The sequence below is a fragment of the Youxingia wuxianensis genome (genome assembly GCF_014385085.1).
Classification (GTDB): domain Bacteria; phylum Bacillota; class Clostridia; order Oscillospirales; family Ruminococcaceae; genus Youxingia; species Youxingia wuxianensis.
This window is the reverse complement of the sequence record NZ_JACRTD010000003.1, coordinates 342,873-366,436: the sequence shown is the minus strand read 5'-3', so window position 1 is coordinate 366,436 and position 23,564 is coordinate 342,873. Positions and strand designations below refer to the sequence as shown.

Genomic DNA, 23,564 nt, shown 5'->3' with positions numbered 1-23,564 from the left:
CGTGGCTTTAATACCTATGAGGGCTTTGCCTCGATGATTTGCCTCGTTGCTGGTAAACTCCAACTCGCTGTCCCTAACCCTTTCTAAATACTCCTATCCACTAAAACGGGAGTAGAGCCAATAAAATTTACAGCTATTGAGTGTGCTGTACTACTTACCGGAATGTTGGTTGCGTTTTTGGTATCGATAATATCTATTCGTTTCCTTATGTCGTTCATCAAAAAACATAATTTCAGAATTTTTGGCTGGTATCGAATCGCTCTTGCCGCAGCTGCTGCGATATACTTTGGTTTTATTGAATGATGGGATGTAAATAATTATTGTGGATGGAGTTCATGGAGCGCACCCACTCCATCTGGTCGGCAGCTTTCAGGGCTTCTGTGACGCCCTCTTGCTGCATCATGGTTTTTTCAATGATTTCCAGCCGCTCCCGGCAGGCGGTGTCGATTTCCTCCAAGTGGGGAAACAGCTTTTCGGTGATAATGAAATCGGTATACAGAATGGGTCGGTGTTCTTTTAAGTAGGCACGGCGCAACCGGCCATATTTCCCGATATGGTACTCTTTGGCGTCCGATAATACAAGATCGGGAATGAAATAATCGCCGCATTTGGTGTAAGTCAGTTCCATACAAGGCTCCTTTCGTGGGAATGTGGTTGACAGTTACGGTAGGTTTGAGGGCATCCCTCCTTTATCATAACTGTCTTTTCATTCGCCACAAATGAGCCGTCAGTCATGATGTAATGTTTTTTGGTGTAATCCACCCTCTATACATTACATCATGGTTGGTTATGCTGTTGGATTCCATATCCTTTTTATCATCGTCAACAGATAAACGACAATAGAGTGCCGTTATTTTTTCTTTTTCCTGCCCTTGTGTACTTTTGATTTTAGTTGCCATAAAATTTGTGCTCCTTTCCGACAACCGGGCATTGCAAGATAATGCAAGTATATACTGCAACGCCCTTGTTGTCGAATGTGTAATTTTGCTTATATGAGATTTTCCTGCTTTAATAGTTCGATAAACTGATGCAGAACACTTTCCGTTCCTTTATCATCAAAGCGGGAGCTTACTTCAAAATATCTGCCGCCGATTTTATGGATAGTAGGCTTGTCGGCTTCATATTGAAACGGAAATATATCACTATGTTTCACCAATTGTCCCAGCGCAACTAACAATTATGTCATTTGGTAAAACTTCAAAGCCTTTAAGAGTTTCGTATTTTTCTGATGATACAAAATATTTGCCTAAAGATGCGTTCTTGTTAATGGCGTTTTTTTGTTCATAAACCTTTATAGCAGTTGGCGAATCTGGAATAAACATAGCTTTTGTAATACTACTTCCAAAGGGACCTTTTTTATATTGAGCTAAGTTCCCTAATCTCACCCAAACCCATTTGTCTGGTATTTCAAAGGGTATCTCATACTCGATACATTTTACTGTTCCGTCGGTAAACTGCTCATAATGTAAATTACATCAACCATATTTGGGTCTTAGGGTGCAACCCTAACGATAACCGTTTTGGATAAACATATCCATAAATGGTCTGCTCGCTAAGATTAAGCAGAAAACTTCGGTTCATACAAAACAAGGCACAACCAACGGATTCTTTTTTCCGAAGGCTGTGCCTTTTCGTTATGTTATGTATAAATTACTTTGACTTTTTTCTTCTTGGCTTGCAGAATTTTAAGTAGAACATCATCAACACAGTCCGTATATTTGCCCGCCGAGATAAGAGTGGTTTTCTCTGAAATAAGGCTTTCGATTATTAGTTTTCTTTCTTCCGATGTAAGATAAATATGATACTTTCTCATACAAATATCACTTCCGTGTTAACGATTTCAGTTGCTCGATTTCGGATGTTATTCATCTTCTGAACCCATAACATCATATCTTCGGCTTTCAGACTTTCTGTAACATTTTCTTTCTCGGCAAGTGATTTCACAAGCTGCTGAAACATTTTTTCGGCTCGTATATCTACCTCTGCAAGGTGTTTGTTGAGCGTGCCTTTTGTCAAATAGTTGTAGTAAATAATGCGACGGTTTTCTTTCAAATGTCTGCGGTATCGCTGTCCCCACACACAAATTTCAAACGGTTCTTCCTTTGGTAGTACGAGTGTGGGCAGACTGTAATCGCTGTTTGCTTTATAAGTTCCGCCAAGATTTTCGTAAATAGATTTCATTGAAAAATCCTCCTTTGTTTTAGTGTAATTACATTTTACAAAAGATTTTTCAATAAAACCAATGTGCCGATTGCAGAAAAATAGGCACCAACCAATTTGGTCAGTGCCTATTTTCGCCCTTGCAATGCCGATTTTACTGTGTTTTTAGAATACTTCCTTATAAACACTCAGCATTTAGCGCAGGCTTTTTTTATTGAGGCGTGGGAATGCTTCCATTTAACATATCAATTCGTCTCTGATGGCGGCCGCCTTCCGGCTGAGCCGCGAGCCATTCGTCGATAATCATTAACGCTAGGTCGGTTCCTACCACCCGGGAGCCCAGGGCTAGGAGATTGGTATCGTTATGCAAGCGGGAAAGCTTTGCGGAATAACAGTCGCTGCAGCAGACGCACCGGGCGCCTTGCACCTTATTGGCGGCAATGGAAATACCAACTCCGGTACCGCAGAAAATAATACCCTTTTCGTATTCTCCACTCACTACCGCTTGAGCAACTTTTTTTCCATAGATTGGGTAATCTGTACGCTCCCGGCTGTAAGTACCAAGGTCCTTATATGCTATGCCTTTGCTATCGAAATAAGCCATTACTTTTTCTTTTAACTCGATCCCTACATGATCGCTGCCAAGGGCAATTACCATAGTATCCGCCGTCCTTTCTTTTGTGTGTTAAATTATACACAATCTTATGGAGAAAATCAAGAAGATAGTTGATTCCCTGGGAAATATATGTTAAGATATTATCAAATCCGAGTTAAAAGAAGTTTTCTGCTAACAAGGAATTGGTAACGGCAATCGCCGAAAAAACAATCGTACTAATTCATAAGGGTTCGTCCCGAGTGAGAAGGCGGTGGTATATTTTGTGTGTCAAAAATACCCTGCGTTTGTACGCGGGGTTTTATTTTTTACTAAAAGAGAGGTGTAGCGGCAGTTGAATACAAGAATTGCTCTGATTGGTATTATTGTGGAAGATCTTTCCGCCACAGAAAGACTGAACAGTATACTGCATGAATATGGGAAATATATTGTAGGACGTATGGGCATTCCCTATCGGGAAAAAGAAATAGGTATTATCAGCGTTGTAATTGATGCCACCAACGATATTATCAGCTCCCTTTCAGGAAAATTGGGAATGATAAACGGCCTTACTATTAAAACCGTATATTCTAAGGTAGGTGGCGCAAGTGAAACTAAGTGATCATCCGTCTCAAGAGGAGCTGGCGTTTCTTCTTGGGCAGGAGGACTTTAGCGATGTATTTAAGCAGGCAGATGCAGTGCGCCGGGAAGCGGTAGGAGATATTATACATATCCGTTCGATTTTGGAATTTTCCAACTACTGCCGCCGACAATGTCGATACTGTGGAATTAATTGTAAGAACAGCCGTATTGGCCGTTACCGTATGATGCCGGAAGAGATAATCGCTACCGCAAAGCAAGCTTATGAAGCGGGTTATAAAACCATTGTGCTTCAGTCGGGAGAAGATCCGTTTTATACGCCCAGCCTCTTGGGAGAGATTGTTTCAGAAATTAAAAAAACTGGGATAATCGTCACCTTAAGCTGCGGGGAAATGTGCTTTGAAGACTATCAGTATCTGCGCCGGTGCGGAGCGGACCGGTATCTGCTCAAGCATGAAACCAGCGATCCAGATATTTACGCCTCCCTTCACCCTTGTGGAACCTTAGAAAACCGTATCCGTTGCTTAAAGGATATTAAAGCCTTGGGATATGAAACAGGAAGCGGTTTTATGATCGGTCTTCCTGGACAAACAGAAAAGACCATTTCTGCGGACCTGCTTCTCCTGCGGGAGCTTGCTTGTGATATGGCGGGAATTGGCCCTTTCATCCCCCATCCGGATACCGAGCTGCGGGATCAGCCCGCTGGCAGCACACAGCTTACCAAACGGGCGGTGGCACTGGCGCGGCTTTTAATGCCTACCCTGCTTTTGCCGGCAACTACTGCCCTGGGGGTACTTTCCAGCCGGGAGAAAGAAAATATTTTTTCCTGCGGCGCCAATGTAGTTATGCGTAAAGTCACCCCGGATACGTTCAAAAGCTTATATGAACTTTATCCGTCCCACTTGGGACAGACACATATTCTTTCCCAGAGAAAAGAGCTGGAGGAGGAAATAAAATCATTGGGAAAAATTCCATTATAATAGAAAGAAGAATGAAAATTGTATAATCCAAAATCAAAAATTGCTACTGAGTTTATTGACGATGCGGAAATCCTGGAAACCCTGGATTACGCTCAAAAAAATAAAAACAACCGAGAGCTGATTGACAGCCTGTTGGAACGGGCAAAAGACTGTAAAGGACTTACTCATCGGGAAGCGGCGGTACTTTTGGAGTGCGAGCTTGACGACGAAATTGAAAAAATGTATTCCTTGGCCCAGGAGATCAAACAACGGTTTTATGGAAACCGTATTGTGATGTTTGCTCCTCTGTATCTTTCCAATTACTGTGTCAATGGGTGCACCTACTGCCCCTACCATATGAAAAATAAGCATATTGCCCGTAAAAAGCTGACCCAGGAGGAAATTGTCAAAGAAGTAATCGCTCTGCAGGATATGGGACATAAACGTTTGGCGTTAGAGACAGGAGAGGATCCAGTAAATAACCCGATAGAATATGTGCTGGAAAGCATAAAAAGTATTTATGGGATTAAGCATAAAAACGGAGCGATCCGCCGTGTGAACGTTAATATTGCGGCTACTACCGTAGAAAATTACCGCAAGCTCAAAGAAGCGGGAATCGGCACCTATATTCTTTTCCAGGAAACCTACCATAAAAAATCCTATGAACAGCTTCATCCTACCGGTCCCAAGAGTGATTATGCCTACCATACTGAGGCGATGGACCGGGCTATGGAGGGCGGAATCGATGATGTTGGATGTGGAGTATTGTTCGGCTTGAATATGTATAAATACGACTTTGTGGGTCTGCTGATGCATGCGGAGCATCTGGAAGCCGTGTTCGGAGTAGGGCCTCATACGATCAGCGTTCCTCGTATCCGGGCGGCGGATGATATCAATCCGGAAGATTTTGAAAACGCCATCTCAGATGAAATTTTTGCCAAGATTGTAGCAGTTTTGCGCATCGCCGTTCCTTACACTGGAATGATTGTTTCCACCCGTGAATCCCAGCGGACCAGAGAAAAAGTCTTACACTTGGGGATTTCCCAGATCAGCGGAGGTTCCCGTACCAGTGTAGGCGGTTATGCCGAAGGGGGCGAGGAGGAAAATTCCGCCCAGTTTGATGTGAGCGATACGCGTACGTTGGATCAGGTGGTAAATTGGCTGTTGGGGATGGGGTATATCCCAAGCTTCTGTACCGCTTGCTATCGGGAAGGCAGAACTGGCGACCGGTTTATGCATCTGGTAAAATCCGGACAGATTGCCAACTGTTGTCAGCCAAACGCCATTATGACTTTAAAAGAATATTTGGAGGACTATGCCTCTGAAGATACCAGACGCAAAGGCGAAAAGGTGATCATGGAGGAACTCTCCCGTATCCCCAATGATAAAGTCAGAGAAATTGCCCAAAAACATGTTCAGGAAATCCATAGCGGTTTGCGTGATTTTCGGTTTTAGATATTTAAATTAAAGGAGGCGACCTTTCTTGCGTTTAGACAGCACCCCTCGTGCCAATCGGCTTCATATTGGTTTATTTGGAAAAAGAAACAGCGGAAAGTCTTCCCTTATCAATGCTATTACCAATCAGCAAATCTCTTTGATTTCCGATGTGGCGGGGACGACTACCGATCCGGTGTACAAATCCATGGAAATTCATGGGATCGGCCCCTGTGTGCTCATTGATACCGCAGGGTTTGATGACGAAGGCAGTTTAGGCCGGCTGCGGGTAGAACAGACAAAAAAAGCTCTCCAAAGAACAGATGTAGCGGTTGTTGTTTTTTGCGATACGGAATTTTCCTTGGAAAAAGAATGGATCGCTGAACTGCGCAAACGGAAAACTCCGATTGTAGCTGTAATTAATAAAGGGGATATTCTTACTAATATCCAGCAGATAAAAACTGCTGTTGAAAAGGAGTTTTCCCTCTCTCCCCTTGTGGTTAGCGCAAAACAACGGATAGGGGTTGAGGAGATCATCAGCGCAATTATCCGGGCGATCCCTGAAGACTATGAAAGCGATACGATTGCAGGGTATCTGGTAAAACCGGGAGATGTGGTTTTATTGGTGATGCCTCAGGATATACAGGCGCCCAAAGGGCGGCTTATCCTTCCGCAGGTTCAGACGATTCGTGATCTATTGGATCATCAATGTTTGGTGATGAGCGTTACTGCTGAACAGCTGGAAGGGGCGCTTGCGGCATTAAAAAAAGCGCCGGAACTTATAATCACCGATTCTCAGGTATTTAAAACTGTCTATGAGCATAAACCTTCAGAAAGCCTTTTAACCTCTTTTTCTGTGCTGTTTGCCAATTATAAAGGGGATATTCGGGAGTTCGTCAAAGGCGCTTCGGCTATTGATACCTTAACGCAGGATTCTCATGTTTTGATTTCGGAAGCCTGTACTCATGCGCCTTTGGAGGAGGATATCGGAAGAGTTAAACTTCCCAAAATGCTCCGTAATAAAGTAGGACAGTGCCTTTCTATTGATCTTGTCAGCGGTCCTGATTTTCCTTCGGACCTCTCCCCTTACGATCTGATCATTCACTGCGGAGCCTGTATGTTTAACCGCAAATATGTACTCTCCCGGATAGAGCAGGCAAAAAATCAGCGGGTTCCTATAACGAATTACGGCGTGGCTATCGCTAAACTTACAGGAATTTTAGAAAAGATTAGTTATTAAGTAAGAGGGGGCCGTTTTTATAAAAACGGCCCCCTCTTACTTATGATATTAGTGGGAGTTGGAAGAAGTATTGTTATAAGAAGAATTGTTGGAAGAGTTGTTATAAGAAGAGTGGCTGGAGGATTTGTTAGAGCTTCTGTTATTGGTGCTATTCGTAGTATTGCAGTTTTTATCGTTGGTTAAGCTGTTATTAGAGTTATTGTTATTTGTTTTATTTGTTTTTTTCGCCATTTTTATTCTACCTCGCTTTTATATTTATTTAACCGAAGGGTCAGTCATAGTATCTGAAAAAATTTAATTTTTATTCATAAGATAATATAAAAGAAGGTGTAAAATTATCTTCAAATGAAGCAGATTTTTTTAAATTTTGCCAATTTTTTATTGACTTAAATATACTTATATAGTATACTAATGGAGTATTAGGACAATTTATCATTATGGAGGTTTGTCATTATGAAAAAATTTGTATGTACTATTTGTGGATATGTTCATGAAGGAGATACCCCGCCGGAGTTTTGTCCCCAGTGTAAGGCTCCTGCCTCGAAGTTTGAAGAGCAGTCTTCTGATTCTATGACTTGGGCAGATGAACATCGTATTGGTGTTGCCGCAGGAGTAGACGAGGAAATTCTGGAAGGCCTGAGAATGAACTTTACCGGCGAATGTACTGAGGTTGGTATGTATCTTGCAATGGCTCGTCAGGCTCATCGGGAAGGTTATCCGGAAATCGGTCTTTACTATGAAAAAGCCGCCTATGAAGAAGCGGAACATGCCGCAAAATTTGCGGAACTGCTGGGTGAATGCGTATATGCTGACACCAAGAAAAACTTGGAGCTGCGCGTTGCTGCTGAAAACGGCGCTTGTGAAGGCAAAAAGAAAATTGCTACCCGGGCGAAAGAACTGGGCCTGGATGCAATCCATGACACAGTGCATGAGATGGCAAAGGACGAAGCTCGCCACGGCTGTGCTTTCCAGGGGCTTCTGAACCGTTATTTTAAATAAGTTAAAAAACAAAATAATAAAAGAGCCGTCCGGCTTTAGCCGGACGGCTCTTTTGTTTATTCCTTTATTCTTTTAAAACCTTCTCCCAATATCTCGCTTGAATCGGCGACGATTACAAACGCAGTAGGATCAATGTCATGGATAATATTTTTTAGCGGATAATACTGCTGACGATGAACTGCCACCATAAGTACGGCCCCTTCTTTATTGGTAAAGGCTCCGGTAGATTTAATTATAGTAGCGCTTCTATCCAGTTGAGAAATAACTTCTTTGGAGATTTCTGCCGCCTTTGGAGAGATAATAAAAGCTAACTTTCCCCGATCCATTCCGTAAAGTACGCTATCCATCAATAAAGCGCTTGTAAATACCGAAACCATTCCGTACAAAGCGGTTTCAATCTGGCCAAATACTGCGGCGGAAATAGCGATAATAACTGCATCGATGGCAAACAGTATCTTCCCTATCTGCATATACGGAAATCTCCTTTGCAAAAGCCGGGAAACAATATCTGTGCCGCCGGTGGTATAGCCTCTCATAAAGACAATCGCCAATCCAAATCCCATAACCGCCCCGCCGAACAGAGAAGATAATAAAGGATCTCCCACATAGGTTGGCAGGCCGGCGACCACGTAATCCAGGTTGGCAGATAGAGCTAAAACACTGATTAAAGTTTTTATAGTAAAATCATTTCCTAAATACTTTATAGCAATAATCAAAAGGGGCAGATTTAAAACAAATTGCAGGATACCGATCGGCAAATTGGTCAGATAGTTGATTACAATGGCCAGACCGGAGATACCTCCGGGAGCGATCTGGTTAGGAGCGATAAATATATGCAGACCAAGCGCATATATAGCGGTACCTACCATAATAAATAACAGGTCAATCAGAGCTTTTTTAATATTGCCATGAGACTGAAAGTTCATCCAATTCCCCCGCCCTTCCTATAAATGTCAATCAACAGATAGCTGATTATATGTTATACTAAAAATTTCCTCTATTCTTTGCTTCTCACCTTTTAAATAAAGATAACCATACAGCGCCTCTACCCCAGTTGCACGGCGGTAATCCGACAATTCCGCGTGTTTGGGCGAAGTATTGGAATGAGCGTTTCTTCCCCTTTTTAAAATAGCGGTTTCCTCTTCGCTCAGATAAGGAAGAAGTTTTTCAAAAACTTCGGATTGAGCGCTGGCTTTTACTTTTGCTACCGTTTTATTGTGCATAGCGTTTACCGGCATATTCCCTTCCTGCACAATTCGTTCCCGAACAAGCAGTTCGTATACCGCGTCGCCGATAAACGCCAGCGTTAACGGGCTTAAAAGTTTTGGATTTGCCTGTTTTGTACTAAACATTAAAATCTGCCCATCCTTTATCTTATATAGTCAAATTCAAAGTTTAAGATACTGACAGTATCCCCTTCTTGTATTCCCATTTCTTCCAATTTATCAATAATTCCGCTTTTACGGAGCACTCGCTGGAAATATTGCAGGGATTCATAATCATTTACATCTACCAGTCCCAAAACCTGCATCAGCCAGTCCCCTTCCACCACATAAATTCCATCTTCCATATGAATTTGAAACTCGTTTTTGATCTTTTTCTCAATCTCGCTCAGCGGCACATGCTCTACCTCATACTGCTTGATCGGAGGCAGCGTATCCAGCAATTTGGAAATAGCATAGACAAGCGGCTGGGCGCCGCTTCTTGTGGCGGCGGAAATTTCGAACATCTCATATCCCTGGCCCTCGATGAACGTACGGAAAGAGGCAATCTGCTCGGGAGTGGCCATATCGCACTTATTGGCCGCCACAATCTGCGGCCGGGAAGCTAATTCTTCGTTGAAGTTTTTTAACTCTTCATTGATCGCTTTAAAATCTTCTATAGGATCTCTGCCTTCTATTCCGGAGACGTCCACCACATGTAAAATCAGCCGGCAGCGCTCCACATGGCGCAAAAATTCATGCCCCAGCCCAATACCCTCGCTGGCGCCTTGAATTAACCCGGGAATATCCGCCATAACAAAGGATTTTCCCTCTTCCACAGAAACTACCCCCAGCACAGGGGTTAAAGTGGTAAAATGATAATTCGCAATTTTGGGTTTTGCAGCGCTTACCACAGAAATCAAAGTAGATTTCCCTACGTTTGGAAAACCAACCAAACCTACGTCCGCCAGCAATTTTAACTCCATATCTATCGTATACTCTTCCCCCGGAAGACCTGGTTTAGCGAACCGGGGGACCTGTCTGGTAGGGGTGGCAAAATGGGTATTGCCCCAACCGCCATTGCCTCCCTTTGCAAGGACGATCGCTTCCTGAGCGGACATGTCCGCCATGATTCGTCCAGTGTCGGCATCCCGGATGACGGTTCCCTTAGGAACCTTAATAACTAAATCTGGAGCGCTTTTCCCATTGCAGCGTTTGTTACGTCCAGGTTCCCCATCCTGAGCGATATACCGGCGTTTAAACTTAAAATCTACCAAGGTGGAAAGGTTGGTATCCACCATAAATACAACATTTCCACCCCGGCCGCCATCGCCCCCGTCCGGCCCTCCGGCCGCCACATATTTTTCCCGATGAAAACTGATGGCGCCGTCGCCGCCTTTGCCAGCTTTGATCCTAATTTGTACTTTATCTACAAACATAAATTAGTTCTCCTATTAGATGTGGGGTACCGATTTAGTATACCCAAAATTATGAAAATAAAATCCCGAGCGTTACCACTCGGGACTTGTGTTGTTTGTTGTTATTATTGAACCGGTACGATCGAAACCTTTTTACGGTCACGGCCCAAACGTTCAAATTTAACCTTTCCATCGATGAGGGCAAAAAGTGTGTCATCAGAACCTTTGCCAACATTGGTGCCCGGATGGATATGTGTGCCTCTCTGGCGAACTAAGATATTTCCAGCCAGTACAAACTGACCGTCACCTCTTTTTACGCCAAGGCGTTTCGATTCGGAATCACGACCATTTTTCGTAGAGCCGACGCCCTTCTTATGTGCCATTAGTCAACACCTCTGCTTTCTTCTAACGTAATTAAGCCTCTATAGACTGAATTTCAACTTTTGTATATGGCTGCCGATGACCCATTTTACGGGCGGAGCCTTTTTTCGGACGATAGGTAAAGATCGTAATCTTTTTGGATTTACCGTTCTTTAACACTTTTCCGGTTACTTTCGCTCCGTCAACCGTTGGAGTCCCCATTACCATGCCATCCTCTTTGCCTACTGCAAGAACCTGATCAAAAGTAACGGTCTCATCAGCCTGCACAGCCAACTTTTCAATGAAAACAACATCGCCTTCCTGTACACGATACTGTTTTCCGCCGGTAGAAATAACTGCGTACATTTTGTTTCCTCATTTCATAAGACTCGCTGTATCTCAGGCGTCGTCATTTAGACGCACTTTGAGCCTGTAACATGCGGCAAAAGTAATTTTATCATACATGGACAAATATGTCAATAACAATTTGGTGATTTTACTGCTTACTTGGCAGCGGCAGTAAGGGTATTTTTAAGTAACATGGTAATGGTCATCGGCCCTACCCCGCCAGGCACCGGAGTAAGATATCCGGCTACTTCACTGGCGCTGTCAAAGTCCACGTCCCCACAAAATTTTCCATTTTCATCCCGGTTCATTCCCACGTCAATAACCACCGCTCCGTTCTTAATCATATCACCGGTGATGAACTTGGCTTTTCCAATTGCTACTACCAGAATATCTGCCCGGCGGCAGACTTCTTTTAACTGTTTTGTGCGGGAATGGCAGATAGTAACCGTTCCGTTTTGATGTAGCAGCAGCATAGCCATAGGCTTTCCTACAATATTGCTTCTTCCAACCACTACGCATTCTTTTCCGGTGATATCAATGCCGGTGGCCTTAATTAGCTCCATAATACCTGCTGGAGTACAGGGAAGAAATTTATAATCCCCAATCATGATCCTTCCTACATTCTGAGCGTGAAAAGCGTCCACATCTTTTTTGGGAGAAATAGCTTCGATCACCGCTTTTTCATCCAGGTGTTTTGGCAAAGGAAGCTGACAGAGAATACCATGGATATTTGGTTTGTTATTTAATTTTTCTACTAACGCCAGCAGTTCCTCCTGGGTAGTCTGAGCCGGAAGAGCGTATTTTTCCGAATACATCCCAACTTCAGCACAAGCTTTTTCTTTGTTGCTTACATAGACTTTAGAAGCCGGATCATCCCCCACAATAATTACTGCCAGTCCGGGAACAACCCCTTGTTCTTTAAGAGCGGCCACCTGGTCTTTTAGCTGACTGCGCAAAGACGCGGCCACCGCTTTACCATCAATGATCGTTGCTTTCATCTTCTGTTTCCTCCCCAATATTAGTTTCTTTTATGGTTTGCTCCGGCTCCTGCTGGTTTAATTCCTCCAATGGGACCGAAGGCGTTGGTTCCTCAAGCTCTTTATTTTCCGCTTCAATCTCATCCGGATGACGCCGACGATAGAATTGGCCGCTTAAAATAGCCTGTCCTTCCTCCGTATAAACATAAAGCTTCAAATAATCCGGGTCATCGTTTTTTCTGATCTTCCCGCGGATATAAATCATTAATAAAAGGGAGGTCACACAAAGTAAAATCGCTAATAGTTGAGAAACACGGAAATTTCCCCACATCAGGCTGTCAGTGCGCAGTCCCTCGATTACAGAGCGTCCCAAGCCGTACCAAGCAGCGTAAATCAGAAGCAATTCTCCATCATACCGGCGGCGTTTTGTATACCAAAGAATAACTAAAAATCCCAGCAGACACCATACCGATTCGTAAAAAAAGGTAGGATGCACTGGCATGGAGGGATCCACCTGTATTCCCTGGGCCGCTAATGCCGCCTGATGAATAGAGAGATATCTTTCCACACTGGGACTTGCCATTCCCCAGGGTAAGGAGGTGTTGCTACCGAAGGCTTCTACATTTACAAAGTTTCCCCAGCGCCCAATTCCCTGTCCTAAAATCAATCCGCCTACCGCCAGGTCCGCCAATGGAATAAATTTTACCCGCCGTAGTTTTGCAACAATAAACGCTACTAAAAATCCGCCGATAATTCCCCCGTAGATAGCAAGGCCGCCCTCCCAAATACGAAAGATTTTCATAGGATCGTCTTTGTACATGTCCCAAGAGAAAACAACGTAATACAACCGGGCGCCGATAATTCCGCCAACCACGCCGGCTAAAATCACATCCAATACCCGGTCACTGTCTAAGCCGAAAGAACGTACTCTTGCTAAAATGTAAAGGATGGCGGCCAAAAAAGCCGCCGCAATAATAACCCCATACCAATAAATATGCAGGCTTCCAATGGAAAGGGCAATCCGATTGATGGAAAATTCTTCAATACCCAACCCCGGAAAGGATATTATCTGTTCTGCCATGTCCTATCTCCCCTAACCAACTTCAATTCTCGTCCAGCGGATAAACAATAGATAATGCGGATTTTGTGGTATCAAAAGCAACAGATAATCTTTCTGTCAGGGTTTTGATAGAAGCCCCTGCAACAATATCTAAAAACTCATACATATTTACGTCGGCAAAATGAGTAATCGCCATCAATCCGGCTACTGCTTCCACCCGGCTGTACATACCGATATACCGCCCATAAGTAGCCCGTTTGCACAGCTCTACCATTTCTTTGTCCAAACCTTCCTTTTGCAGACGGGAAATCTCCTCTTTAATCATTTGGGCGACCTTTTTGGGATCACGAGATTCCCCGGAAAAAATACTGCACATATAATCCCGCCCAGCCATGATTTCGCTGGAGAAGGTGGAATTAATCAGCCCCGCGTCATACATTTTGCTGTAAAGCTCAGAAGCTTCACCAGCAATAATATCCGCAAGTATCTCATCCAGCACCTGATTTCTCAAGTTAGACGCTGCGTCTTTGGATTTTCCTTTGAAACCAAGCTGGAACAGCGGAGTTGCTACCGCTAGTTTTTGTTCTACCAGCGCTTTATTAACCTGTTCCGGTTCCTGATAAGTTCCCCGTTCTATTTTAATTTTCTTTTCTGCGGGCTTTAACAACTTGTCCGCAACCTTTAAAACGGTGTCGATTTCAAAATTACCGGCTACGCATAGTACCATATTATTCAGGTTATAGAAGGTGTGATAGCAGCGATAGAGCAGATCTGCGTCAATTTCAGAGATGGATTCTACCGTACCGGCGATGTCAATGCGCACCGGATGGTTTTGATACAACGCTCCCAGCAGATTGAAATAAACCCGCCAGTCCCCGTCGTCATTGTACATTTTAATCTCTTGTCCGATAATCCCCTGCTCTTTCTCAACGGATTCTTTCGTAAAGTAAGGGCGCTGAACAAAGTCCAGCAGAACTTCCAATGACTGCTGGAAGTTATCCGTACAAGAAAAAAGATATGCCGTCTTATCAAAGGTAGTATAAGCGTTGGCAGAAGCGCCGGTCTTAGCGTAGGAGGCGAAAGCATCCTCCCCATTTTCATTTTCAAACATCTTGTGCTCTAAGAAATGAGCTATCCCCTGCGGAACCTGCAGCATTTCATCATCGTCCTGAGTCTTAAAAGCGGTATCTACCGAACCATATTGAGTGGTAAAGGTAGCATACGCCGTAGAAAATCCTTTCATAGGACAAAGCAGCAAGGTCAATCCGGAAGGATGCTGTACTTTCACTATTTCTTGATTTAACTGCTGGGATTTAATCACTTCCTGCATATCACTGCTCCTCCTTTCCTGTAAGAAAATAAACCGTGTCCAAGGTTACTTTTTTCGCCGCGGCAATAACATCCTCTTTGGTAACGTTATCCAAAGCCTCCGCCTCTTGCCCAGGAGCGATATCCGTGCCACTCATAATTTGTGCCATATACCATTCCTCAATCGCGCCAAGGGAATCAGTAACTCCCTGCAGAGAGTTTTTCATAGCAAGGCGGGTCGCTATGAGTTCATCGTCGCTGAAATCCCCATTTTTAATCACTTCCAGCTGGTTTAGAATTTCGTCATAAGCCTTCTGCTTATTTTCTTTATTAACGCCGCTGTCTACCATCATTAGCCCGGTCATTCGATCAAACCGAGCGGCACAATAATAGCAAAGGCTTAGTTTCTCCCGAACATAGGTAAATAGACGGCTATTGGGAGTTCCGCCAAATAGCGCCGCCATCGTACGCACTGCATAAAACTCTTTCATGGAATTAATTTCGCCGCAGCGAAATCCCATAACCAGTTTCGACTGGCTTACATCCATTTCATCGGTAACTTCTTTTATCTCATCCGCTTTGGTTTTGGTAGTCAGCTTTTTAATAGAAATCGGAAAGCGTTCCACAGAAGAAAATGCCTGTTTAAACACTTGTTTTGCGGCGTCTGGATTTCCACAGCCTACAAACATAATTTCTACCTGGGCGGTCTTTAAGATATTCTTGTAAGCTTCCGTGGCGGAAGCCGAAGTGATTTTTTTCGCATCCTCGATATAGCCGTATTTTTCTACCGCTAAGCTTTCCCCTTCGCACATAATCGTTTTACAGCGGTTTAAGGCGAAGATTCGCTTATCATTGATTTGAGATTCGATAGTGTCTATTAAATACTGCTTCTCCAGTTCTACATCTTTTTGAGGCAGAAGGCCATTTTCAAAATGCTGATCCAATAATACCTTGCTAAGCATCTGAGCACATTTTTGTACAATACTTTCCTTTTTTAAGGTATAACGATCGTCCACCCCGTAAATGGAAATATCCAACACCTGATAAGCGCCGAATTTGGAAATATCACAGGAAAGAGACGCTCCATATAAGCGATTAAGTTCCCGGTTGAGTTTGGTAAAGTCCGGACATTCCCGATACCCTTTACGCAAAATAAAAGGCACGACCGCATTATTGGTTACTGTATTTTTATTCAAAGGCAGGATAAAGTTGGCCGTAATGCGGTTATGCTTAAATTTATCGTCGGTGACGGAGCTAAAATATACTCCCTCGCTCAGCAGTTCTCTTTGGAACGAATAGTTCATCGAAAAATCTCCTCGCCTATAAAATTTTTATTGGATTTGCCTCCAAATCCAAGCCTTGCCCATACCCGCTGTCAAAGGCGGCGCTTACCCTATTTGGCGTAAGCTGACTTTTATTATAGCATAAATTTTTCTCCCATGCCATATATTTGAAGCTCGTTTTCACAGGTTTAATAAAACTTCATGTTTCTTTCCATCCAGAGGGATCACCGCCGCCGCTTTTCCATCCACAAACAGAGCCGGTGTTCCTGTACGGACGACTTCAATGTCCAATTCACAGTCCTTCCTCTTCACATAAACAGTAAAGCGCCGCCAGCTTTTGGGAATTAAGGGTGTAAGATTCATATGGCTGCCGCAGAAGTGAAGTCCAAGAAGATCCTCAATTACCGTCCGATAATACCAGGAGGCTGCGCCGGTATAGATATTCCAGCCGCCATGACCGTAGGCGCCCTCATTGGTATAGATATCCGCGGGCATATAATATGGCTCAATTTTAAACTTCCGGGCCAATTCTCCGTCCGTACACCGGCTGACGGGATTGATCATATCCAGCAGCGTCCACCCCTCTTCCAAACGTCCGGTTTTGAGCATAGAAAGTGCAAACCAGACCGCTGCGTGGGTATATTGTCCCCCATTTTCCCGGATACCCGGCGGATATGCCTTAATATAACCAGGATTTTGCTCGGAATTTTCAAAGGGAGATGAAAATAGTTTAATAATCCGATTTTTTTCATCTACCAGTCTGTCCCATGCACTGGTAAGAGCGGTATTTATTCGGTCTTTTTGCGGCATTTGAGAGATAGCGGAAAAGCTTTGCACCAAAATATCAATCGACGCCTCCGGACTTTTAGCGCTTCCTATCGGCGTTCCATCATCATAAAACGCACGCTGATACCATGCGCCGTCCCAGCAATTTTTATCGATATTTTCTTTTAACACTTTGGCGTTTCCACGGTAAACGCTACTTTTATAGCTATCGCCCCGTTTTTCGCACAGCTGGGAGAACATTTCCATCACCTGAGCTAAAAACATCCCAAGCCATACGCTCTGTCCCTGGCCTTTTACCCCCACATTGGAAAATCCATCATTCCAATCGCCGCATCCGATAAGAGGGATTCCTTTGTCTCCTAAGCGATATGCTCTCTCAATGGCCTTTACACAGTGTTCAAACACCGTGCCTTTATTTTCCGTCTGCTGCACTTCCATATATTTTTCCTCTTCGTTTTCAGACAGCAGATCTCCTTTGATATACCGAACCTCGAGATCCAAAATAGATTCATCGCCGGTATGCTTTACATACTCGCACACTACATAAGGCAGCCACACTAAATCATCGCTGAAAGTAGTGCGTACTCCCCGAGTAACACCGGGAAGTTCATGCCACCAATGCAGAACATCTCCTTGTTCAAATTGTACTGAACAGCAGCGTAAAATCTGTGTTTTGCACACCTGCGGATCAAGAAGCATGTATGCGCTCACATCCTGAAGCTGATCCCGGAAACCATACGCCCCGGAACATTGATAAAAAGCGGTGCGCCCATAAATACGCCCCGCTAAAATCTGATGAGGCGCAAATAAATTGATATAACGGTTTAAAGGGATATCCGGAGTCGAAATTTGGATTATGCTTTTTTCCATTTCTACTTTTGGGGACGGGTCATTGATCGCCATGGAAACTGCCGCTTCCCGAGTATCCGCCGCAGTAAGAATAAATCGGATTTTTTCTTTTCTGTGGGGCGGCAGTTTTTTTGAAATAATCAGTCCAGTACAAGGATCATTGTTAGGAAGCATTTCGCTGGCGCTCCAATTTCCGGAAAGGAAAGACGCCCTGTCTACGGTAAATACAGGCCTTTCCCCCGGAACATGAAACGCAGCGTAACCCGGGAGCGCCGTATTGTAAGGATTATGAAGCACCAAACAGTCATCAACAATTTTCGGCTGAATAAACTTCGCCGTTTTTCTGGTGACTCCCAGTACAGGCTCCGTATAATAAGCGCACATCACTTCCGACTCCTTTTCCGTAGTATTGGTAAGACTAACGTCGATATATTTGATATTTGCCCGCTCTTCCATCGTTACCCGCACTTTGCTTGCTATTCCATCTATATTTCCCTCATATAAAGCGTCCTGGGGAGAAAAAGACGCCCTGGAACCACTAATAAGATCATAGACGGCGCCTTCTATTTTTAAATAAAGCCGTTCTCCATCATTTCCCGTGGCAATATCGTTGTACCATGGAGTAATTTTAAACTCCCTGGCGTTTGCCCACCAGGTATTCCCCAAGTTAGTATCGCTCATTAACGTCCCAAAAGTAGGGTTCGCCAGTATATGGCTAAAAGGCAGCGGTGTTACCCGTTCTACATAAAATCGTCCGTTTGCAAAGGCGCCGCCTACCAAATCGAACCGGTCCTCCGCCGCAGGAATTGGAATAGGGTGTGATTTTAAGACGGTCATTGGAGCAAAGTGAGAAGCGGCTATCCCCGGCTCGCTTGCCCCCGCAATATGACAGGCACAGGCTTTCAGAAGAACTATTGATTCTTTTGGCGCCGCTTCTATGTCTACCAAAAAAATACCGCCTCTTAATCCTATTAAGGGCTGGGACTGGGTTTGGCTTAACAGCTCTTCTAAATCTGCCTGCGCGTGACTGCTTATACTGGAATCATACATTACGCACAAATCAAATTCCAGCTTGTGCATCCGCAGCATTTTTAACAATCGAATATATGCGCTTAAGCACTGCTCATCCGGCTGCGCCGCCCAATCGTATACAACAATCGGGATATCTCCGGAAATTCCCATAGGCCATAGGCTGTCCTGCCCTTTTGTATTTTTACTTAGATAATGAGTGATGTCCTTGCTATCCGAAAAAGAAAATAATAACTGTCCTAAAATACTGCTTCCTATTCTGGCCTCCATCGTATCGCTGGCCAATGGAGAAAGCGAATTTTGACGCGGGGGGTTATCTTTTTGCTGTCTTAGCGTCACGATATTCCCCACGCTTTCTTCCTTACTGGGAGAAACAGACAGCAATAGAGTGATTGTTTTTTCCCCGCCGGCAGGCACCAGGGTGGTCAGACGCAAAGCACAGCAGCCGTCAGGGGTGGCGTTGCCGCCTGACATAGCCATACTCTCAAAATTTAACAGGTTATTCATCCCTTCTGGATAAGGGGTAATATTATCCCTTTTAAGCTCGTATTCAAAGGTATAATGTTCTAAAAAACCTACAGTAAAAAATAATCCGTTGGAGCCGTCCTTATGTCTGCGCAGAAAAGTAAAAGTATCGGTAAACGAATCATATTCTCCTAGTACAAACAGTTTTGAAAACGCCGGATGCGCCGCATAGTTCTCAAATTTAGAGAGTACCGGCTCCAAATAAAACAGTACGTCCGCCATCCCTTTGATTGCAGAATGATTTTGAATAGCAACCGTACATCGCTCACATCCCAGGGACTGATCAATAGAGAAAGTTTGAGTTACTTGCGCATTCCCCTTTTTTCCACTGTAAGAAACATGTTCCGGCCCGTACTCACAGCGGTACTCTACCCCTGGCAGGTAAAAAGGGGCTGGGGCCGCGGGTACAAGTTCTCCCGCTAGTTTTACAATCGAAAATATCCCCTGACCTTTAGTCAATAGGTCATTAGGCCGACGGGTAACGTCGTTTTCACCATAACGCAGGAAACTGCTTCCATTATCGGTAAACAAGTGGGTTAAATTTCCATTGGAAAGAAACGTACATTTGGGATTTCCTGGCGCCTCCTGGGAAAATATCACGTTGGCATTGGGAGGCTGCTGTTTTATTTTTTCCTGTCCTTCCGGCTTCATCTGATCATACACCACCACATCTTTGGATATTTGTTCCTGTAAAAATTCCCGCGCGGATTTCATATAATGATCCCGCATAAACCGTTTCTGCATCACATTGTCAAATAAACTGTTGGCGCAGGCGATCATACTCATCCCAATATGATGAGCCATATAGGAACGTATAACCGCATATTCATTTTTTCCTATCCTCTGGGGAGTAAAATCAATCCCTTCATAAAAGCCATAATATCCAAGCATTCCCAAATTTTCTAACTTTTCAAGGTTTTTTATTCCTTCATCTAACTTCAGAGGCAAGGTTAGAAAGGTAGAGTAAGGAGAGATTACACATTCTTTGTCCAATCCCTGTTTTACCCCAATTCGTTGAATCCCATGAGCTTTATATTGATAGTTTAAGTGCTCGTCAAATGCAAAATAGCCGCTTTCACTTATTCCCCAGGGAATATCCTTATGGTGTACTCTCTTTTTCTGACAATATACACAATATTGAAGCGCTTCGCTCAATAGAGAACCTTCATATATGGGCAGAAGCAAATGAGGCATAAAATATTCAAACATCGTCCCAGTCCAAGAAACCGGCCCAGCATAGGAACCAGCCCGTGACATAGTACGGTTCATAGAGCGCCAGTGTTTATATTCCACTTGCCGTTTTGCAATGGCGTAATAACTCGTAGTCCTGGCCTCGCTCATAAGAAAATCATAGTAGGATCCGATTTTTTCCTTGGTATGCGAGTCAATTCCAATGGAAAAAAGCTTTCGATTGGGATTATAGAAAATAGAAAGATCCGATTTTTCTAAAATGGTTTCAATCTCATTGATACATTCCCACAACCGAGGTTCCTGGACCGTATATTCCCGCAGACCTTCTTTTAAAGCGACCAAAGCGCATAAATAGTTTCCACTGTCCACAGTGGAAATAAACTCTTGCGGCAATACCCGCAGGTCATGGGTATCATACCAGTTATACAGATGCCCTTCATACTTCTCCAGCTGTGCGATGGTATCTAACGTTCTTTTTATCCTTTGGTAAAGCCCTTTGCTGTTAATAAAATGGAAATCTCTTGCCGCTAAATAAGAAAGAAGCATCATTCCAATATTGGTAGGCGACGTGCGCGTCGCAATCCGATCTACAGGAGACAGCTGCACATTATCCGGCGGAAGAAAGTGATTTTCTTCATCTGCAAAGTCCTCATAATACCGAAACATTCTGGCGCAGTAAGACAAAATACGTTCTCTCTGATATCTGTCCGGCAGACTGGCAATCACCGGCGTTGGTTTTGAGGTTGTCACCGCCAGTACAATATAGGATAAAAACAGTATTCCAAACAACTTTACCAATAGATTTGGCGAAAATAAAAACAAAACCAGCCCCAATAATTCCCCAGGCCAGCTTCGGCGCAAAACCGCCCCAACTGTTACTTGAGCAATTTCCCCCTGGGCAGACGTTGTCCATTGCAAAAGCCCTTTTTGGCTTACATATACCCTCCATAGGGTTCTGCCAACAGCATCCAGTGTCACTGTCATCTGCTGGGCGCACATTATAAGGGAAAATACTCCCTGCCCCAGCAGCTCTAGAGTTCTTGGCATAGTCCGTACAAAAAATCTTCGGGTGAAAGAAAGATCCCCCGCGCTTATCGCTGCATAATATGCACTGATAAGCGGATTTAATGTAACAGAAAAAAATGCCGCCGCGCATAAAAACAGTCCGCTGTATAAATCGGTAAAGGATGGATAAATAACACACAATACCGCGATCACAGGAACCATAGACCGCCTGAGATTTTCTAATAATTTATAGCGGGAAAGTAAATTAATCGGATTTTCATAAGTTTTGCCCTGTACGCGATATTTTTTCTTTAAAAAAAGGATGTTTTGCCAATCCCCCCGCAGCCAGCGATGAAGCCTGGTAAACCAGGACAACACATTGGTAGGCATTTTATCGGTCATTTCCACATCAGAAATGTAACCAGTCCGAAGGTAAGCCCCTTCTAAAATATCATGGCTAAGCACAATGTTCTCCGGAAAACGCTGATCCAATACCTGATAAAAAGCGTCGATATCTATCAACCCTTTGCCGGAAAAAATCGCTTCTCCAAACATGTCTTGATAAAAATCGCAACATTCCTGTTCATAGGTGCTGACGCCGCCGCATCCGGCCATTACACGTGTAAAGTCTGTTGCCTTTATACTTGTAAGCTCCGTTCCCATGCGGGGTACCAGGATACCGTATCCTTCAACAACAATATTTTCACTGCCGATTACCGGCTGGTTTAAAGGGTGTGCCGCCGCGGATACTAATATATTCGCCGACTGGAAGGAAAGATTGGTGTCTGCATCCAGAGCGATGATATATTTTAAATTTTCCAATGCTTGGCGGCTTCCCTCAAAGCATCTGACGGAAGTTGTTTTTCCCTTTATGAAACGGATAAACTCAGTAATCGCTCCTCGCTTTCTCTCCCAGCCGCAGTAAGAGTTCTGTGTTTTATTAAAGCTGCGTTTACGTATAAACAGCATAAAGTGATCTCCATATTTCTGATTTAGCTCGCTGATCACCTCCCGAGACGCTTGTACATTCCGGTTATCCTGGGGATTATATGGCTGTTTATCCTCTTTAAAATCTGCTAAAACACAAAAATATAAGTTTTCATCCTGGTTGGAAAAATATAGCTGTTCCAACCGACTCTCCAGCTCATCCGCATGGGAAGCGTTGGGAAGCAGCGTGGAGACGGCTATTACTGTTTTCGGTATTTTTCCCGGTTCTTTTGATAGTTCCATCCTAGGCAGATGGTTTATGGGAACGCCTCTCATAGTAAAATTTATCAGTAATATCCGGATAATTTCTAAAAAAGGCAGGTAGCAAAGGAGTGCGGTTACAATACTTCTTGTTGCCAGCCATAAGAAAAAACAAAACAGGATGGGAAAACCCATGGACCCCCAAATAACAAACAATCCTCGTTTTTTGGCTCTTTTTTTCAGCGGGTCTGCCTGTAGAAGATAGTACCCCACATGGCGGGTACGCTGTTGACTTCCTCCATTTGCCAATGTTAACATTTCCTGTGCAACTTGACTTTCCAGGCAATTTCTTTTTTTTGCCAGCCGGGCGGTGATCTGGCGATAATATCGGCGGCTTTCCTGAGCCATATTAGGATATATTCCCGATGGATCCTTTGAAAAAATCTCTTCGGTTTTACTGCATCCGGAAGTTATTTGCTCAAAGTTGATTTCATACAATTGGGAAAGGCCGATCACCCCAAAGCGGATCAGCTGTTGTTTTTCTTCTTGCGTATATCCGGCAGTGCAGGCTTTGGCCGCCGCATGAATGACTGAAAGCTTCAGCCCTGTATAAATAAAACTCAGCTGATCCTCCGATAGTTCTATAAACTGCCGGGAAAGACTGGCCATCTGAAAAACATTTTCCTGCTGAATAGGTATTTGTCCGTTGGAAAAAACCTCTTGTATCATCCGGTAAAATGGATAGATATCATCTGATTTTTTAAAACCGCTTAGATCTTTCAGCGCCTGTTTACCGTGACCATCGATGGAATAATAATTATCGATCAACCATTTTTCCCAGCCGAAAAACTCTTCTTTTCCACTGAGAGAAAACCTGGCGTCAGATAAGAGTTTCAGGTCCTTTAATAGCTGTTTTTTTATAGAGCCTACGCTTCCCCACTCCTGGGAAATGCTAGAAAAGGCCGTACGCAGGCCAGCCTCAATTTCTGTAATATATGTCGTATTCATCCGCAGCCCTCATATCATTTGTTTGCAGATATTTTTGACATGT

The 23,564-nt window shown here is 43.8% G+C and carries 23 protein-coding genes; 6 read left to right on the top strand and 17 right to left on the bottom strand.

Annotated features, from left to right (window positions below; all coding sequences use genetic code 11):
* The first annotated feature begins 87 nt into the window (after positions 1 to 87).
* Positions 88 to 303, top strand: coding sequence for an undecaprenyl-diphosphate phosphatase (locus H8705_RS06050; protein ID WP_087374753.1), 216 nt, complete (start codon positions 88 to 90; stop codon positions 301 to 303).
* On the opposite strand, the gene H8705_RS06045 is transcribed toward H8705_RS06050, so the two are convergent.
* The 6 genes from H8705_RS06045 to rpiB form a co-directional block, all read right to left on the bottom strand.
* Complete coding sequence (locus H8705_RS06045; RefSeq protein ID WP_262394925.1) at positions 293 to 628, bottom strand: TnpV protein; 336 nt, start codon at positions 626 to 628, stop codon at positions 293 to 295. The two genes, H8705_RS06050 and H8705_RS06045, sit on opposite strands and share 11 nt — an antisense overlap.
* A gap of 103 nt (positions 629 to 731) precedes the next feature.
* Positions 732 to 899 carry a hypothetical protein gene (locus tag H8705_RS06040; RefSeq protein ID WP_262394924.1) on the bottom strand — a complete coding sequence of 56 codons (168 nt, stop codon included), beginning with the start codon at positions 897 to 899 and terminating at the stop codon, positions 732 to 734.
* 89 nt (positions 900 to 988) lie between these two features.
* The gene (locus tag H8705_RS06035; RefSeq protein ID WP_262394923.1) at positions 989 to 1,153 is read right to left on the bottom strand and encodes a hypothetical protein; all 165 of its coding nucleotides are present in this window, start codon (positions 1,151 to 1,153) and stop codon (positions 989 to 991) included.
* Positions 1,143 to 1,385, bottom strand: coding sequence for a hypothetical protein (locus H8705_RS06030; RefSeq protein WP_262394922.1), 243 nt, complete (start codon positions 1,383 to 1,385; stop codon positions 1,143 to 1,145). The genes H8705_RS06035 and H8705_RS06030 overlap by 11 nt, the downstream gene beginning before the upstream one ends.
* Before the next feature lie 424 nt (positions 1,386 to 1,809).
* Entirely contained in the window at positions 1,810 to 2,181 is a 372-nt protein-coding gene (locus H8705_RS06025; RefSeq protein ID WP_262394921.1) for a TnpV protein, read from the bottom strand.
* Between the two features lie 190 nt (positions 2,182 to 2,371).
* Positions 2,372 to 2,818 carry a ribose 5-phosphate isomerase B gene (rpiB, locus tag H8705_RS06020; RefSeq protein WP_262394920.1) on the bottom strand — a complete coding sequence of 149 codons (447 nt, stop codon included), beginning with the start codon at positions 2,816 to 2,818 and terminating at the stop codon, positions 2,372 to 2,374.
* Positions 2,819 to 3,107: 289 nt separating this feature from the next.
* Here rpiB and H8705_RS06015 point away from each other — a divergent pair, with 289 nt between their 5' ends.
* Genes H8705_RS06015 through hydF form a run of 4 tightly spaced genes read left to right on the top strand, consistent with a single transcriptional unit; the run spans position 3,108 to position 6,985 of the window.
* Positions 3,108 to 3,374 carry a TM1266 family iron-only hydrogenase system putative regulator gene (locus H8705_RS06015; RefSeq protein WP_262394919.1) on the top strand — a complete coding sequence of 89 codons (267 nt, stop codon included), beginning with the start codon at positions 3,108 to 3,110 and terminating at the stop codon, positions 3,372 to 3,374.
* A complete protein-coding gene (hydE, locus tag H8705_RS06010; RefSeq protein WP_262394918.1) occupies positions 3,361 to 4,332 on the top strand; it encodes a [FeFe] hydrogenase H-cluster radical SAM maturase HydE in 972 nt (323 codons plus the stop codon). The genes H8705_RS06015 and hydE overlap by 14 nt, the downstream gene beginning before the upstream one ends.
* Before the next feature lie 18 nt (positions 4,333 to 4,350).
* Positions 4,351 to 5,766, top strand: coding sequence for a [FeFe] hydrogenase H-cluster radical SAM maturase HydG (gene hydG, locus H8705_RS06005; RefSeq protein WP_262394917.1), 1,416 nt, complete (start codon positions 4,351 to 4,353; stop codon positions 5,764 to 5,766).
* Between the two features lie 28 nt (positions 5,767 to 5,794).
* The gene (hydF, locus tag H8705_RS06000; RefSeq protein ID WP_262394916.1) at positions 5,795 to 6,985 is read left to right on the top strand and encodes a [FeFe] hydrogenase H-cluster maturation GTPase HydF; all 1,191 of its coding nucleotides are present in this window, start codon (positions 5,795 to 5,797) and stop codon (positions 6,983 to 6,985) included.
* A 48-nt stretch (positions 6,986 to 7,033) separates the two neighbouring features.
* Here hydF and H8705_RS05995 read toward each other — a convergent pair whose 3' ends face one another.
* A complete protein-coding gene (locus H8705_RS05995; protein ID WP_262394915.1) occupies positions 7,034 to 7,216 on the bottom strand; it encodes a hypothetical protein in 183 nt (60 codons plus the stop codon).
* Between the two features lie 222 nt (positions 7,217 to 7,438).
* Between H8705_RS05995 and H8705_RS05990 the strand changes: the two genes are divergently transcribed.
* Positions 7,439 to 7,984, top strand: coding sequence for an NADH peroxidase (locus tag H8705_RS05990; RefSeq protein ID WP_262394914.1), 546 nt, complete (start codon positions 7,439 to 7,441; stop codon positions 7,982 to 7,984).
* Positions 7,985 to 8,040: 56 nt separating this feature from the next.
* On the opposite strand, the gene H8705_RS05985 is transcribed toward H8705_RS05990, so the two are convergent.
* The 10 genes from H8705_RS05985 to H8705_RS05940 form a co-directional block, all read right to left on the bottom strand.
* Positions 8,041 to 8,910 (bottom strand): YitT family protein, encoded by an 870-nt coding sequence (locus H8705_RS05985; RefSeq protein ID WP_262394913.1) that lies wholly within the window; start codon positions 8,908 to 8,910, stop codon positions 8,041 to 8,043.
* 27 nt (positions 8,911 to 8,937) lie between these two features.
* Positions 8,938 to 9,336, bottom strand: a complete 399-nt coding sequence (locus H8705_RS05980; protein WP_262394912.1) for a Mini-ribonuclease 3 — start codon at positions 9,334 to 9,336, stop codon at positions 8,938 to 8,940.
* A 17-nt stretch (positions 9,337 to 9,353) separates the two neighbouring features.
* Positions 9,354 to 10,625, bottom strand: coding sequence for a GTPase ObgE (obgE, locus tag H8705_RS05975; protein WP_262394911.1), 1,272 nt, complete (start codon positions 10,623 to 10,625; stop codon positions 9,354 to 9,356).
* Between the two features lie 104 nt (positions 10,626 to 10,729).
* Positions 10,730 to 10,987 (bottom strand): 50S ribosomal protein L27, encoded by a 258-nt coding sequence (rpmA, locus tag H8705_RS05970; protein WP_262394910.1) that lies wholly within the window; start codon positions 10,985 to 10,987, stop codon positions 10,730 to 10,732.
* Between the two features lie 31 nt (positions 10,988 to 11,018).
* Positions 11,019 to 11,330, bottom strand: coding sequence for a 50S ribosomal protein L21 (gene rplU, locus H8705_RS05965; RefSeq protein WP_262394909.1), 312 nt, complete (start codon positions 11,328 to 11,330; stop codon positions 11,019 to 11,021).
* Positions 11,331 to 11,467: 137 nt separating this feature from the next.
* Positions 11,468 to 12,310 (bottom strand): bifunctional methylenetetrahydrofolate dehydrogenase/methenyltetrahydrofolate cyclohydrolase FolD, encoded by an 843-nt coding sequence (folD, locus tag H8705_RS05960; RefSeq protein WP_262394908.1) that lies wholly within the window; start codon positions 12,308 to 12,310, stop codon positions 11,468 to 11,470.
* A complete protein-coding gene (lgt, locus tag H8705_RS05955; protein ID WP_262394907.1) occupies positions 12,291 to 13,370 on the bottom strand; it encodes a prolipoprotein diacylglyceryl transferase in 1,080 nt (359 codons plus the stop codon). The genes folD and lgt overlap by 20 nt, the downstream gene beginning before the upstream one ends.
* A 22-nt stretch (positions 13,371 to 13,392) precedes the next feature.
* A complete protein-coding gene (gene yfmH / locus H8705_RS05950; RefSeq protein WP_262394906.1) occupies positions 13,393 to 14,679 on the bottom strand; it encodes an EF-P 5-aminopentanol modification-associated protein YfmH in 1,287 nt (428 codons plus the stop codon).
* Between the two features lies 1 nt (position 14,680).
* Positions 14,681 to 15,961, bottom strand: a complete 1,281-nt coding sequence (gene yfmF / locus H8705_RS05945; protein ID WP_262394905.1) for an EF-P 5-aminopentanol modification-associated protein YfmF — start codon at positions 15,959 to 15,961, stop codon at positions 14,681 to 14,683.
* Positions 15,962 to 16,120: 159 nt separating this feature from the next.
* Positions 16,121 to 23,521: a GH36-type glycosyl hydrolase domain-containing protein gene (locus H8705_RS05940; protein ID WP_262394904.1), complete on the bottom strand. Its 7,401-nt coding sequence runs from the start codon at positions 23,519 to 23,521 to the stop codon at positions 16,121 to 16,123.
* Positions 23,522 to 23,564: the final 43 nt, after the last annotated feature.